The 14328-nt window shown below is 57.2% G+C and carries 14 protein-coding genes; 1 reads left to right on the top strand and 13 read right to left on the bottom strand.

Annotated elements, in window-relative coordinates; translation table 11 throughout:
• Positions 1 to 27: 27 nt before the first annotated feature.
• From JHC09_RS06670 to JHC09_RS06660, 3 genes are all read right to left on the bottom strand, one after another.
• On the bottom strand, positions 28 to 612 hold the full coding sequence (locus JHC09_RS06670) for a hypothetical protein (RefSeq protein ID WP_182394833.1): 585 nt from the start codon (positions 610 to 612) through the stop codon (positions 28 to 30).
• Between the two features lie 20 nt (positions 613 to 632).
• Positions 633 to 1121, bottom strand: coding sequence for a peroxiredoxin (locus JHC09_RS06665; RefSeq protein WP_199531303.1), 489 nt, complete (start codon positions 1119 to 1121; stop codon positions 633 to 635).
• A 113-nt stretch (positions 1122 to 1234) separates the two neighbouring features.
• Positions 1235 to 2041 carry a protein-disulfide reductase DsbD domain-containing protein gene (locus tag JHC09_RS06660; protein ID WP_282567666.1) on the bottom strand — a complete coding sequence of 269 codons (807 nt, stop codon included), beginning with the start codon at positions 2039 to 2041 and terminating at the stop codon, positions 1235 to 1237.
• A 116-nt stretch (positions 2042 to 2157) separates the two neighbouring features.
• Between JHC09_RS06660 and JHC09_RS06655 the strand changes: the two genes are divergently transcribed.
• On the top strand, positions 2158 to 2733 hold the full coding sequence (locus JHC09_RS06655) for a YqgE/AlgH family protein (RefSeq protein WP_169195872.1): 576 nt from the start codon (positions 2158 to 2160) through the stop codon (positions 2731 to 2733).
• A 16-nt stretch (positions 2734 to 2749) separates the two neighbouring features.
• On the opposite strand, the gene JHC09_RS06650 is transcribed toward JHC09_RS06655, so the two are convergent.
• From JHC09_RS06650 to ctaD, 10 genes are all read right to left on the bottom strand, one after another.
• On the bottom strand, positions 2750 to 5629 hold the full coding sequence (locus JHC09_RS06650; protein ID WP_199531301.1) for an EAL domain-containing protein: 2880 nt from the start codon (positions 5627 to 5629) through the stop codon (positions 2750 to 2752).
• Between the two features lie 172 nt (positions 5630 to 5801).
• Positions 5802 to 6422, bottom strand: coding sequence for a GNAT family protein (locus JHC09_RS06645; RefSeq protein WP_199531300.1), 621 nt, complete (start codon positions 6420 to 6422; stop codon positions 5802 to 5804).
• A 5-nt stretch (positions 6423 to 6427) separates the two neighbouring features.
• Positions 6428 to 7690 (bottom strand): pitrilysin family protein, encoded by a 1263-nt coding sequence (locus JHC09_RS06640; RefSeq protein WP_169195869.1) that lies wholly within the window; start codon positions 7688 to 7690, stop codon positions 6428 to 6430.
• A 41-nt stretch (positions 7691 to 7731) separates the two neighbouring features.
• On the bottom strand, positions 7732 to 9126 hold the full coding sequence (gene thrC / locus JHC09_RS06635; RefSeq protein ID WP_199531299.1) for a threonine synthase: 1395 nt from the start codon (positions 9124 to 9126) through the stop codon (positions 7732 to 7734).
• A gap of 78 nt (positions 9127 to 9204) precedes the next feature.
• A complete protein-coding gene (locus JHC09_RS06630; protein ID WP_199531298.1) occupies positions 9205 to 9984 on the bottom strand; it encodes an SURF1 family protein in 780 nt (259 codons plus the stop codon).
• A gap of 63 nt (positions 9985 to 10047) precedes the next feature.
• Positions 10048 to 10884: a cytochrome c oxidase subunit 3 gene (locus JHC09_RS06625; RefSeq protein ID WP_199531297.1), complete on the bottom strand. Its 837-nt coding sequence runs from the start codon at positions 10882 to 10884 to the stop codon at positions 10048 to 10050.
• Positions 10885 to 10886: 2 nt separating this feature from the next.
• Complete coding sequence (locus JHC09_RS06620) at positions 10887 to 11450, bottom strand: cytochrome c oxidase assembly protein (RefSeq protein ID WP_199531296.1); 564 nt, start codon at positions 11448 to 11450, stop codon at positions 10887 to 10889.
• Positions 11450 to 11635, bottom strand: coding sequence for a hypothetical protein (locus tag JHC09_RS06615; protein ID WP_169195864.1), 186 nt, complete (start codon positions 11633 to 11635; stop codon positions 11450 to 11452). The genes JHC09_RS06620 and JHC09_RS06615 overlap by 1 nt, the downstream gene beginning before the upstream one ends.
• 2 nt (positions 11636 to 11637) lie before the next feature.
• Positions 11638 to 12531 (bottom strand): heme o synthase, encoded by an 894-nt coding sequence (locus JHC09_RS06610; protein WP_169195932.1) that lies wholly within the window; start codon positions 12529 to 12531, stop codon positions 11638 to 11640.
• A 101-nt stretch (positions 12532 to 12632) separates the two neighbouring features.
• Complete coding sequence (gene ctaD, locus JHC09_RS06605) at positions 12633 to 14327, bottom strand: cytochrome c oxidase subunit I (protein WP_169195863.1); 1695 nt, start codon at positions 14325 to 14327, stop codon at positions 12633 to 12635.
• Position 14328: the final 1 nt, after the last annotated feature.

Raw genomic sequence — 14328 nt, 5'->3', positions numbered from 1 at the left:
GTCGCGCGGAGCGCATAGGCGAAGCTCTTAGCCTCGTGGGTCGAAGCCAACCCAGATGGTGATGCTTTCGCCGCCCAAATACGGGATCTTGACGTTTTCGACGACCTTGACGAATTCCGACATTTGGGCCGGAGGCGTCAGGGCCACTGGTACGTTGTATTTTTCTGAGAAGATCGCCTGACCGTCACGCTCGACCGCAAAACGGATTGGTGCGTTGACCGAGGTCTGCTTGCCGGAAGGACCGAGCAGAATACGGCCGCTGACGCCCATGTTGACAGTGATCTGACCGTTAGACACCACGCAGTTGCGCGTCGCCTGGTCAATCACGCCCTGATACTGAAGCGCGCGGGCGTCGCCGGTGCGACCGCCGCCATAAAAATACATGGCCTCGCCGCCGAGACGGACCTTAATGGCAGGGCATTCCGTAGCGATGACTGGCAAGGCGTTGGTCTGTGCGCTGGCAACGGCAATTGGCGCTGCTGTCGCGTTTTGTAGGCCAGCATTGGACGACGAGCCGCCACCGAACATGCTGCCCATCGAGCAGCCAGCCAGAAGCGTAGCAAAGCCAAGTGCGGAGCCAATGCGGAGCGTGGAGACTAGGGAGTTCATCATCTAAAGCTGTCTCCAGAAGCTCAGGCTGCGTTGAGCGCAGTTAAAATAGCCGGAGCACCGCTGGCATTAACGCCAGGCGCATCCTCGACAAACACGGCATCAACGACACCATCACGAATAATCATAGCGGCACGTGCATAGCGATGACCCATGCCAAAGGCGCTGAAATCGCGATCAAACCCAAGAGCGCTGGCAAAATCCGCATTGCCATCGGCGATAAAGGTAATTTCATTGAGCGCGTTGGACGCTTCGGCCCAAGCCTTCATGACATGAGCATCATTGGCTGCGGCGCAAACAATCTTGGTCACACCGGCAGCGCGAAGCTTTTCAGCATTGGCAAGGAAGCCGGGCAGATGATTGACGTGGCAGGTTGGGGTAAACGCACCGGGGACAGAGAACAGAACAACCAAGCCTTCGCCGAGCGCTGCAGCGCTATCGACATCGGTGGTGCCTTCTGCCGTTACCAACTTGATCCCAACTGAAGGGATCGGATTGCCGCGTTCAATCATCGTTGGATTGGCCCCTATTTGGCGGATACGCCGCCCTACCTCAAATACTACTCATCCGATATGCGCTTCTAGGATCACAAGCAAGTCAAAGGCTGCAACAACAGCATGCAGCATTAGTCGGTGGCTGGCTCAATCATCCCGCGAACCGCATAGGCTCCCTGATCGGTCATGAATGTGATCTCCACAGTCTGACCTTCCAAGTCACTATTGTCGGTTTTGCTCAATATGGGAAGCAGGACTAGGGGCTCCCCAAGGCTTTTTTGCGGCGCGCCAAATACTGGACCGGAGGGGCCCGTGTCGATGATGACGCTGTCCGGATCGATTTCTGCTGAGAGGTCGCGAACCCAGACGCTCTTGCCATCTGCGTTCAAACCCAATGCCCCATAGGCAGGACTGTCTTGATCCCACGCGATTGGGACATCTGCCAAGGCCTGCTTCAGGCGTGAAGCATTGGCGCGGTCAGCTTGATGCGTATTAAGGTCGAGCTCAAAACTAACTTGCGCGGGAATGCAAATTTCTTCGCAGATACCGAGAACGGCATCGAGCTTGAGTGTGCCTGACGGGTCCGACACAGCCACCTCAAAGGGGAGGATGACGTCACCGTGATACACATAATCGAGAAGGCTGCCGATGCGTTTGCGCTCTGGATAGGGCCAGTGGACGGCGACGTCCGTAACCCCCTCACTTTTCAGAAAATCAAACTGCGCGGCAAAACCCGCCTGCCCCGGAACGCGCCAATAGGTGTTCGTGGTCGGCGGCATTTTCAGCTCTAAACCGGCCCAAGTCTTACCCTCAGAATCAACATTCCCATCGCTAATGAGACGCACTTCAACCGCGGGCGCGATCTCGACCCAAGGGGTCTCTGCGCCAATAACTGGCGCGGCTGACAGTAAAAAAATGAGGGAAACAATTGAGCGCATGACCCATTGGAGCACAGATAACATGGAAAAACAAAGGCATGATGTAAGCGAGCATGTTGAGCAGTTTAGCGTATGCCGCGCTTGGCACTCAGGCTCTAGCATTCTAGAATAGTCATATGAATTCGCTCGAAGGTCACTTCCTCATCGCCATGCCTGACATGGACGATGAAAATTTTACGGAAAGCGTCATCTTCGTCGTCGGACACGGCGACGAGGGCGCGATGGGGCTCGTGGTCAACCAACCACTTGAGACCATGACCTTTGCTGATGTGCTCGACGAATTGGACCTGAGCGCCCCGCAATCGACCAAGCGCCTGCCAGATTCAAACGGCGAGCGCATTGTCCTGCGTGGCGGGCCGGTCGAAAAAGGACGCGGGTTTGTGCTGCACACCGGCGATTACACCAGCGGCAATACCTATAAGGTGAACGATGGCGTTGGGCTGACCGCGACCTTGGATGTGATGCGCGCCATGGCCTATGGCCCGGCTCCGCAGCGCTCGCTGTTTGCTCTGGGGTGTTGCGGCTGGAGCCCCGGCCAATTGGAAGATGAAATCGCCGCCAATGGCTGGCTGACCATTCCCTATGACCGAGCGCTGCTATTCGATGTCCCACCAGAAAAGCGCTATCAGCACGCGCTTGATAGCCTGCGGATCACGCCCGCCTCGCTAAGCTCAGCCGTCGGGCACGGCTAAGGCGACAAACTCGGGCTTAGCGCCCGAGTTGTGCTGAGAGTTTCTTACCCAGTTCAACGCCACTGATAGCGCCCGAGAACGCAAAGCCCTGCGCATAGCGGCAGTTGAGCTGGCGCAAACGCTCGATCTCGTCCAGCGTCTCGACGCCTTCAGCGATCACCATCAAATCAAGATCAGTCGCCATGCTGACGATGGCGCGGATGATCGGCGCCTGCGTGTTGGCAATGCCGGAATCCGTGCCCAAGCGGATAAAGTTTGCTGGGATTTTGATGGTGTCGATTGGGAAGCGGTGCAGATAGCTAAACGAGGAATGCCCCGTACCGAAATCATCGAGCGCGATGCCAAGTCCCAGATTGCGCAGCGCTTCGAGCATGAAGGCAGAGTGCTCAGGATTGGTCATCACCTGACTTTCGGTGATTTCGAGCTTGAGGTAGTTCGCCAAGTCGCGATCTTGCGCCAAGAGGCTGCGCATATCGTTGAGGATATTGTCGTTGGCAAGCTGGGACGGCGAGAGATTGACCGAGATGAAGAAATTCTCGGGCAGGCCAATCGTCGTCATCCACTCCCGAGCTTGCGCCGCAGCCTGTTCAAAGGCGAGGCGGCCCAGACGGCTGATCTGCCCTGAACGCTCGGCCAGAGGCACGAACTCATCGGGCGTGACAATGCCACGGGTTGGATGGTTCCAGCGCATGAGCGCTTCACACCCCGCCAGCTGGCCTGAATGTATGTCCATGATCGGCTGGAACTGAACCTGCAACTCACCCAGCTTGAGACCGCGTTCGAGATCTTCCTCGCTGGCCTTGTTGTAGGAGGCAATGGAGCGGGCCGAAGCGCGATAGGCTTCGATACGATCGCCGCCCAGACGCTTGGCATAATACATCGCCAGTTCGGCGTCGCGAAGCACATCCTGAGGCGTGGATGGGTTGCTGTCGTAGATGGTGACGCCAATAGAGGCGGTCAGCATCAGGTCACGATCACCAAAGTTGAAAGGCTGCTTGAGCGCCTTACGGATCTGCTCAGCCGTTTCAGCGATTTTTGCAGCCGCCTGTTCTGACGCCAAGATGACGGCGAACTGATCACCGGTCACGCGGGCAAGCGTATCAAGCGGACGCATCAGACGGGAGATACGGCGCGAAATGGCCAGCAGCACCGAGTCGGCGGCAGAATGGCCAATGCGCTCCTCAAGCTCCATGAACCGATCGATGTCGATAAGGAACACGGCCGGCTTGATCCCACCCGGCGCGCGGGCACGGACAAGTGCGCGATCCAGGCGATCCAAAAACAGCTGACGGTTTGGCAGGCCAGTCAGGCTATCGTGCACAGCGTCATGCAAGAGACGTTCGCGCGCAGCACGATCTTCGGTGACATCCTGCAACGTACCGACGATCCGATTGACCTGGCCGTCGCCACCCAGAACGGGCTTCACGCGCATACGGAAGGTGCGGAAATTGCCATCGTGACCGGCAATCCGCATATCGGCGGAAACCTTGCCGCGACGCAGCTCAACCAGCGTATCGAATGCGGTACGGAAGCGATCGCGGTCTTCGGGATGCACACGGTCGAGCCAGCGCTTGATGGCGCCGCGCAGCGCACCGCGCTTTTCGCCGAGGCGCGTCGCCAGTTCATCACTGACGGTGACACGGTCGCGCTCGATATTCCAATCAAAAACGAAGTCGCCCGAACCCGTGAGGGCGAGCGCACGGCGCTCCACTTCGGACAGGGTGCCAATGGTCACCTGACCTTCAGAGAAGGCGTGTTGGACCGCCGTAAAGCCCAAGAGCATGACAATGAGCACCAAGCCGCCAGCGACGGCTGGCTGGGCAATGTCATTGGTCACTTGACCCGAGATAACGAGCCAAGAATAGAACAGCAGGGCAATAAAGATGATCCACGTGGGGACCAGCAGGACAGCGCGGTCATAGCCGCGCAAAGCCAGCATCAGGATCAGGAAGAAGCCCGAAACGCCGAGCATGGCCAGAACCACACGCGCAATGGTTGCGGCAATGGCGGGCTGGAAGAAGGCGAAGGCAAAGAGAGCCAGAAACAGCGCGGCGAGCCCCATTGCCAGATGGACGAAGCGCAGATGCCAGCGGTGTAGATTGAGATAGATAAACAAGAACCCGGCAAGGGTTGTCGCTAAGAGCGCCTCCGCCGCCGCACGCCACGGTTGAACGCCATCAGCAGGCAGGTTGAGGATGCGCCCCAGAATGCCAAAATCGATCAGCAGGTAGATCAATACTGCCCATGCAAAAGCGGCAGTGACCGGGAATACGCCGCGCCCCTTGACCACGAACATGATGGTGAGAAACACCGCTGCGAGCGAGGCAACGCCGAGAACAACGCCACGGAACAGGGTGAAGGAGTTCACATAATCGCGGTAGGCATTCGGCTCCCAGAGGTACAGTTCTGGAAGGCTGCCGCCGCTCAGCTCGGCGATCACGGTCATGGTGGCGCCCGGGTCGAGCGTCACTTCAAACACATCCGCTTCCGGGTCTACGACGCGTTCAGGGCGAATGCCTGAGCTTGGCGTGACGGTGGTGATACGGCTTTGCCCCAAATCTGGTGTCAGGACGCCAGAATCAGGCAGGCGGTAATATGGGGAAACCAGTAGGCGTTCGATCTGCTGATCGCTGTCGTTGCGCAAGGCGAACAAGGCAAAGCTTGGATTGGTGCCCAGCTCGTTGGCCAACACCTCAATGCGCCGGATGATGCCGCTGCTGTCCGGCGCGGTCGAAAGCTGCACACGGCCATCCTGACCGGGAACAATCTCGACAACATCAGACAAATTCACAGCCTTCACGTCCTCGGGGACGGAAATGACTTCAAAACCTTGCGCTGGCGCTAGGCTAAACAGAGCGAGCGCGAACACGGTCGCGAGTGCAAACAGATGACGCATTAGAGGCAGTTAAATCCTGCGCTAGGCTTCATTATGGCAACGGTCGCAGATCGTGAAAACAATCTCTGACACAGCTTGGTCGGTTCATCCTCCAGAGGATCGATTAACTTGGTAAGGGAGAAACCATGACGCGACAAGCTTCTGACATTGTTGCGAGGAAGCAACATGTGGATCAGACGTATCGCTGCGTTGATTTTTGCCAAGACAACATCATCCAGCGCTCGCGCGAAAGCCCCATTAAAATATGGTCTGCCCAACGCCCATCGATCTGCAAATAGTGGTCGGCAAACCCCTCTTCCTTGAAACCATTCTTTTCGAGAACACGGCGGGAAGCGCGGTTGTTCGGAATAAAGGCCGCGTGGAGGCGGTGTAAATCCAACGTCTCAAAGGCGAAGGGAATGAGGAGTGAGACGGCCCGACTCATAATCCCCTGCCCGGCGTAGCGTTGCCCCATCCAATAGCCAAGATTGGCGAACTGAGCGGCACGTCGGCGGATGTTGGAGAGCGTCACGCCGCCAACGAGGACATCCTTTTGTCCATCGTGGAGGAAAACGAAGAAGGTATAGTCCGTGCCTTCTTCCGCCTCGATGCGCGCGCGTTTGACGCGATGGGCATAGATGCGACGCGCCAAATCCTTTTCAGACCAGCGCGGTTCATAGGGACGGAGGAAATCATAGCTTTGCCGACGCAGCGTTGCCCACTGATCGTAGTCGCGCATAGCGGGCAAGCGGAGGGTGATGTCTCCGGCCTTTAACACAACCAGCGATGCTGGAGATGACCAAGGCCAGAGCATGATGATTACCGCTTTAGGGTTTCGCCAATGGTTTGAACGTCGGCCAGATGATCAATCGGACCGATGCCGGCCAGTGTGGGGACACCGGTGGTGAAGATTTGCTCAGCCACTTCCCGCACGCGCGCCGCAGTGATGCGGTTGATGCGTTCCACTGTTTCAGCCATCGGGATCGTGCGGCCCCAAAGGATCTGCTGACGGGCCAACTGGCCAGCGCGGGCCGATGGGCTTTCGAGCGACATGAGGAGCCCGGCGCGAATCTGATTGCGGACGCGCATCACTTCTTCATCGGTGATGGTCTCGGTGGCACGACGAAGCTCATCGAGCACGACGGGGATCAACTCGGGCACTTCTTCTTCGCCGGTTGCTGCTGCAACGCCGAAGACGCCGCTATCGGCGAAGGCCCAGTGGAAGGCATAGACCGAATAGCAAAGGCCACGCTTTTCACGCACCTCTTGGAAGAGGCGCGAGCTCATGCCGCCGCCGAGAATGGAAGCGAGCACTTGCGAGGCGTAGAACCCATCAGAATTATAGGCGCGGCCCTGGAAGCCCAGAACGATATGCGCCTGCTCGTGATCCGAGGAGACACGCGCTTCCCCGCCCTGATATTCGGCGCGCTGCGGCGCTGGAGCACCATTTGGCGTCAAATCAGCAAAGCGGCTGCGCGCGACTTCAACAAGGCCATCGTGATCGACATTGCCAGCTGCGGCCAGAACCATGTGGTCGCCCACATAGTTGCGGCGCATGTATTTGTGGACGGTGTCTGCGGAGAATTCCCGGACCGATTCCGCAGTGCCCAAAATGGTGCGCCCAATCGGCTGATTGGGGAACGCGGCCTGCTGGAACATGTCGAAGACATAGTCGTCGGGATTGTCGCGGGCAGCGCCAATCTCCTGAACAATCACCTGCTTTTCGCGCGCGAGTTCGTCTTCATCGAACTTGGAGTTCTGCAGAATGTCGGAGAGGATGTCGGCAGCGAGAACGACGTCGTCCTTGAGCACGCGAGCGAAATAGCCTGTGTGTTCAATGGAAGTCGCAGCATTGAGATCGCCGCCCACATTTTCAATTGCTTCCGCAATTTCGAGCGCCGTGCGGGTGTGCGTCCCCTTGAAAGCCATATGCTCCAAGAGGTGCGAGACACCATGCTCAGTTTTGCGCTCGGAGCGCGCACCGGCGCGAACCCAAACTCCCAGAGAAGCGCTTTCCAGATGCGGCATGTCGTCGGTCAACACCACCATGCCGTTATCAAGAGTAGTCGATTTTACGCTCACACTGGTCCTCCTGAGCCTTCAGCCGAAGCTGTAGCCCCTTGTTAGTTCGCGCGGCTACGAGCGCCGATAAAATCTTCGATCAATTGTTGATCATTCGCAAGGACAGTAAGCCGTTCTTCACGATCGTAAAGATCCGCCAACCAAGATGGAAGCGGAGGATTGATGCCGGATGCGGCTTCAACTGCTGCCGGGAACTTGGCGGGGTGCGCAGTCGAGAGCGAAATCATCGGCACTTCAGACTTTGGCTGCGCCTGTGCCACGCCAACGGCGACCGCCGTGTGAGGGTCGAGAAGATAAGCACTCTGGGCTTGCGTGTCCGCGATAACCTTGCTGGTTTCCGCTTCGCCGGTGGTCCCGGCTGCAAAGTCCTTGCGGATGGCCGCAATGGCATTTGCTGGAAGATCGAACCCACCCGACTGCTTCAACCCTGCCATCATCCGCGATACGCCTTCGGCATCGCGTCCGGCGCTTTCAAACAGCAAACGCTCAAAGTTCGATGAAATCTGAATATCCATCGATGGCGAGATGGTCGGCGCAACGCCGTTCATCTCATAGCGACCGGTATCCAGGGTGCGACGCAGAATGTCGTTGGCATTGGTGGCGATGATCAGTTTTTCGATCGGCAGGCCCATCTGCTTGGCGCAGTAGCCTGCAAAGACGTCGCCGAAATTACCGGTCGGGACCGTGAAACTCACCTTGCGATGCGGCGCGCCAATCGCGACAGCCGAGGTGAAGTAATAGACGATCTGCGCAACAATGCGGCCCCAATTGATCGAGTTGACGCCCGACAGGCGCACGCGATCGCGGAAAGCATGGTTGTTGAACATGGCTTTGACGGCGTCCTGACAATCGTCAAAGGTGCCTTCAAGCGCGATATTGTGAACGTTGGAATCGAGCACGGTCGTCATCTGACGACGCTGAACTTCCGACGTACGCCCCTTGGGGTGCAGGATGAAGATGTCAGTGGTGTCGCGGCCACGGAAGGCTTCAATAGCCGCTGACCCCGTGTCGCCTGAAGTGGCGCCGACAATGGTTGCCCGCAGGCCGCGTTCGGCCAAGATATGGTCCATGATGCGGCTGAGGAACTGCATCGCCACATCCTTGAAGGCCAAGGTCGGGCCGTGGAACAGCTCGAGGACGAAGTGGCCGGGCTCAAGTTCTACGAGCGGCGCCACCGAAGGATGGCGGAAAGTGGCGTAAGCTTCATCGATGATGCGCTTTAGGGTCTCGGCTGGGATTTCATCGCTAGTGAAGCGAGAGATCACTGCATAAGCGACCTCCGCATAAGGCTTACCAGCAAAGCTCGCAATTTCCGCATGAGTGAACTGCGGCCAAGTTTGCGGCACATAAAGACCACCGTCCGAAGCAAGACCTGCGAGAACGGCATCGGAGAAACCAAGCGCCGGCGCCTGGCCGCGCGTAGAAACAAACTGCATCGAGGGAAAGCGCCCTTTTAGAATTGCTGCAACCTAGTCAAAGCCGACGAGAGCTGCAAGCTTTCGCCGCAGTCAAAGTCAGACTTCTCTTCGTGCCTGTCGCCAGAGCCAATAGCCCAGCATGAGAACAGCGATGATGGCGAAACCATACCAAGTCATGGAATAGCCAAGGTGATTATTGGTGAAGGTGACTTTCGTCTCGCCAGCCTGTGGGAGAACACCGGGTTCACCCGCCAGCATATCAACGTAGAACGGCGCCAGTGGAGCCAGGGCAGGATCAACCATTGCCCCCATGCGGGCGATGTTGCGAACCCATTCGACCCTGTCTGAGGTATTGGGTTCTGGGGTCATCCAGCCAAGCTGTTCATCCTGACGCCAGAGGCCAACAATCGTGATCGTTTCCGGATCATCGCCGTGCAGGTCGCCAAGGGCCGCTTGTTCCTGAAATTCTTGTGGAACGTAGCCACGGTTGACGAAGACCGTGCCACCATCGACCAGCTCAAACGGGGTGACGACCCAATAGCCTGGCCCCTTGTAAGGACCACGGGGATCGGTGAGGCTGGTGAAGACAGTTATGGTCTGGGTGTAGCGGAATGTGCCGGTTAGGCTGACCGGGGTAAAATTCCAGTCATCGGGCTCAAGCTGCGCCCACTGGTCGACGCTCGGTACGGGGACTGGCTCCGCATCCAAACGCTGATCGACAGCTGCGATCAACGCCTCCTTCTCAGCCAAGCGGTCCATCTGCCAGCCGCCCAAGAACACGCATGTGCCCGCAAGGGCGAGCATGATCGCGGCGAACAAATAGTCGGTCCATTTCAAACCGCGGCGCTTTGGCAAATCAGCTGAGGGCGATGGCATCGTCATTCTCCAACAAAAAAGGGCGCAGCAATGCCGCGCCCCTATTCATGTCTAAGCCGAGGCTTAGTGGCTCAGGGCAACGCCCCATGCACCCCAGATATAGATGGTGGCGAAGAGGAACAGCCAAACAACGTCCACGAAGTGCCAATACCAAGCAGCGAACTCGAAACCGAGGTGACGCTGTGGGGTGAAGTGGCCCTTCATTGCGCGAAGGAGGCACACGGCCAGGAAGATCGTACCAACGATCACGTGGAAACCATGCAGACCGGTCGCAGCCACGAAGGTGGAACCGTACATGTTGCCAGTGAACGAGAAGCCAGCATGGCTGTATTCAAGGTACTGAACGTAGGTGAAAACAAGGCCGAGAGCGACAGTGAGTGCAAGACCCCACTTGAGACCCTTGCGATCACCTTCCAGCAGCGCATGGTGTGCCCAGGTCACGGTGGTGCCCGAGGTCAGCAGCAGGAGAGTGTTGAAGAGTGGCAGGTGGAACGGATCGAAGAGTTCGATGCCAGTTGGTGGCCAATGACCGCCGGTTGCCGCAACACGAGCGTACTGTTCAATATCATCGTAACGGAAGAAACCGTCGAAATATGCCCAGAAGACACCGGCAAAAACCATGACTTCCGAAGCAATGAACAGGATCATGCCATAGCGGTGGTGCATAACCACGACTGGGGTATGATCAACGCCGTTCTCGGCTTCCTTAACAACGTCGCTCCACCATGCGTACATGGTGTAGAGCACACCGGCGGTGCCGATGGCGAAGACCCATGGGGTCCAATTCTGCATCCAGAAGATCGCGCCTACCGCCATAATGAAGATTGCGGCGGACATGACGAACGGCCAGGGACTGGGTTCGACCATGTGATATTCATGGTTCTTTTCTATGGCGGCCATGTTCAGCTTCCCTCACTGTCTGAAGCGTAGAAGGTATACGAGAGTGTGATCTCTTTTATCGTGGCGAGTTCGTGGTTCTCGTCCAGATCGGGATCAACGAAAAATACGATGGGCATTTCCACGGTTTCGCCCGGCTGCAGTGTCTGCTCATTGAAGCAGAAGCACTGGATCTTATTGAAATAGATACCAGCTTTATCCGGAGCCACATTGAACACGGCCATGCCGGTCGTGGGCTTATCGGAATTGTTGGTCGCTACGTAATTCACAGTACGAACCTGACCGATCTGGTCGGTCGAGATCGGCGCAGCTTTCACGGTCCATGGCAGAGCACGATCAACATTGACGTCGAAGCGCGTGCTCATGGCGCGGTCGATAACACCCTTGGGGTTACCGTCGGCATTTTGTGTCGTGCCACCATAACCAGTGACCTGGCAGAACAGCTGGTAAAGCGGAACAGAAGCAAAAGCCAGACCCACCATGCCGATAGCAAGCGACGCAAGAACAATACCTGTGCGCTTATTCTTCGGATTCTGGGGAGCGTGACTTAGACCTGCAACGTCAGCCATTACAGCGCCCGATCAAAGATTGCAGGACCAAACTTGACGATGGTCAGCACGTAGAAGGTGATGCAGAACATGGCCAAGGCCAGCGCCAGCGCCCAAGAGCGACGGGCCCGCTGCTTGCGGAATGCGAGCATCTGTTCTTCGGTCAAATCGTTTGGCGCAAGCTTTGCGCCTACTAATTTGCTCATGGTTATAGGACTCCCATGCGCAGAGCAAAATTATCGACGAGCAGGGCCAAGAAGAGGATGGCCAGATAGCTCAACGAATAGGTGAAGAGACCACGGGCACGTTTGCGCATTTCAACGCTTTCGTTTGCCAGCAGCAGACGGGTGGCGTGCCAAACAAAGCCAACAGCCACAACAGACGCAACCACACCGTAAATCCAGCTCGAGAACCCGAGAAGGATTGGCGCAACGCTCGAGAGCGCCAGTAGCAGCGAATAGACAAAAATCTGAACGCGGGTGGATTTTTCACCAGCAACGTTTGGCATCATGGGAACGCCAGCCGCGCCGTAGTCACCCTGCTTGTAGAGCGCCAGCGCCCAGAAATGCGGAGGGGTCCACAGGAAGATGATGAGGAACAGCGAGAAGCTGACCCAAGAGACGTCACCGGTCACGGCAGCCCAGCCAACCATTGGCGGGAAGGCACCAGCGGCGCCGCCAATAACGATGTTCTGCGGCGTCGTGCGCTTGAGCCACATCGTGTAGACGACGACATAAAAGAAAATGGTGAAGGCGAGGAAGGCTCCAGCGAACCAATTGGTCGCGAGCGTCAGCAACATCACCGAGAAAACGGACAACACCACACCGAAGGTGAGCGCATCATTGCGCTGCATACGGCCGGCTGGAATAGGACGATTAACGGTACGGCTCATGATGGCGTCGATATCGCTATCGTACCACATGTTGAGCGCACCAGAGGCACCTGCGCCAATGGCGATACAGGCAATGGCGATCAGCCCCACTACGGGATGGATCGAGCCTGGAGCAACCAGCATGCCCACCAGACCAACAAATACGACGAGCGACATTACGCGCGGCTTCAGCAGCGAGATATAGTCCTCTACGCGTGCTCCGCCCGCCATCACGGTCGAATTTGTATTGTTGTCGATATAGGCCACAGGACTTTCCTTTAGAGCGGACCGCGTCGTAACGCGGCCCGCAGAGTTCTAATTATGCCGAACGCTTAGTGAGCGTCTTTGCTGTCAATGCGTGGCAGGGTCGAGAACTGGTGGAACGGCGGTGGGGAGGACAGGGTCCATTCCAGGGTCGTTGCACCATCACCCCACGGATTATCACCAGCTGGGCGCTTCTTACGGGCAGCTTCCCACATTGCGTAGAAGAAGATGACCATAGCGACGAAGGTGATGTAGTAGCCGATCGAGGAGACACGGTTCCACAGAGCATAAGCATCCGGATAGTCGACATAACGACGCGGCATGCCAGCAAGGCCGAGGAAGTGCTGCGGGAAGAAGATCAGGTTCACACCAACGAACATCACCCAGAAGTGCAGCTTGCCAAGGAACTCGGAGTACATGTGGCCGAACATCTTGGGGTACCAGTAGTACCAGCCAGCGAAGATCGAGAACACAGCACCCAGCGACAGCACGTAGTGGAAGTGAGCAACCACATAGTAGGTGTCGTGCAGAGCACGGTCAGCAGCAGCGTTCGACAGCACCACGCCGGTTACACCACCAACGGTGAACAGGAAGATGAAGCCAATTGCCCAGAGCATCGGGGTACGGAAGGTGATCGAGCCACCCCACATTGTCGCGATCCACGAGAAGATCTTAACACCCGTCGGAACCGCAATAACCATGGTTGCAGCAACGAAGTAACGCTGTACGTCGAGGCTGAGACCGGTGGTGTACATGTGGTGAGCCCACACAACGAAACCAACGAAGCCGATAGCAACCATAGCATAAGCCATTGCCATGTAGCCAAAGACTGGCTTGCGGCTGAAGGTTGCCACGATGTGGCTGATGATGCCGAAGCCCGGCAAGATCATGATGTAAACTTCAGGGTGACCGAAGAACCAGAACAGGTGCTGGTACAGGACCGGATCACCACCGCCTTCAGGCGAGAAGAACGAGGTGCCGAAGTTACGATCGGTAAGCATCATGGTGATCGCGCCAGCAAGAACTGGAAGCGCGAGCAGCAGCAGGAACGCTGTCACGAGAACCGACCAAGCGAACAGTGGCATCTTGTGCAGGGTCATGCCCGGTGCACGCATGTTCAGGATGGTGGTGATCAGGTTGATCGCGCCAAGGATCGAGGAGATACCAGCAACGTGCAGTGAGAAGATCACGAAGTCAGTTGCAGGACCTGGGTGACCCGAGGTTGCCAGTGGTGGGTAAGCAGTCCAACCGCCACCGAAGCCCATTGCGCCCGATGGACCTTCGAAGAACATCGAAAGAACAGTGAGCAGCAGCGCTGGAGGCAGGAGCCAGAAAGCGATGTTGTTGATACGCGGGAACGCGGTATCCGGCGCACCGATCATCAGCGGAGCGAAATAGTTGGCAAAGCCACCCATGGTCGCAGGCATAACGGTGAAGAACACCATGATCAGAGCGTGCGCGGAAACGAACACGTTGAACATGTGCTTACCAGCATCAAGGGCAGCATCGCCATCAACGCCGTAGGCCATTGCAGCCATACCGTGGAAGATCTGAATGCCAGGCTCTTGCAGTTCGACGCGCATTGCGCCCGAAAGCAGGCCACCGACAACACCAGCAAAGATCGAGAAGATCAAATACATGATCCCGATGTCTTTGTGGTTCGTCGAGTAGACCCAACGGCGCCAGCCGGTCGGGGTGTGATGGTCATGCGAGGCATGATCATGCCCGGTCGCATTGGCCTCGAGGTGAGCAGTATTTGCCATG

It is taken from the genome of Devosia sp. MC532 (assembly GCF_016461625.1).
Classification (GTDB): Bacteria; Pseudomonadota; Alphaproteobacteria; order Rhizobiales; family Devosiaceae; genus Devosia.
The sequence above is the reverse complement of the archived record's forward strand: the minus strand, read 5'-3'. Positions and strand labels throughout refer to the sequence as shown.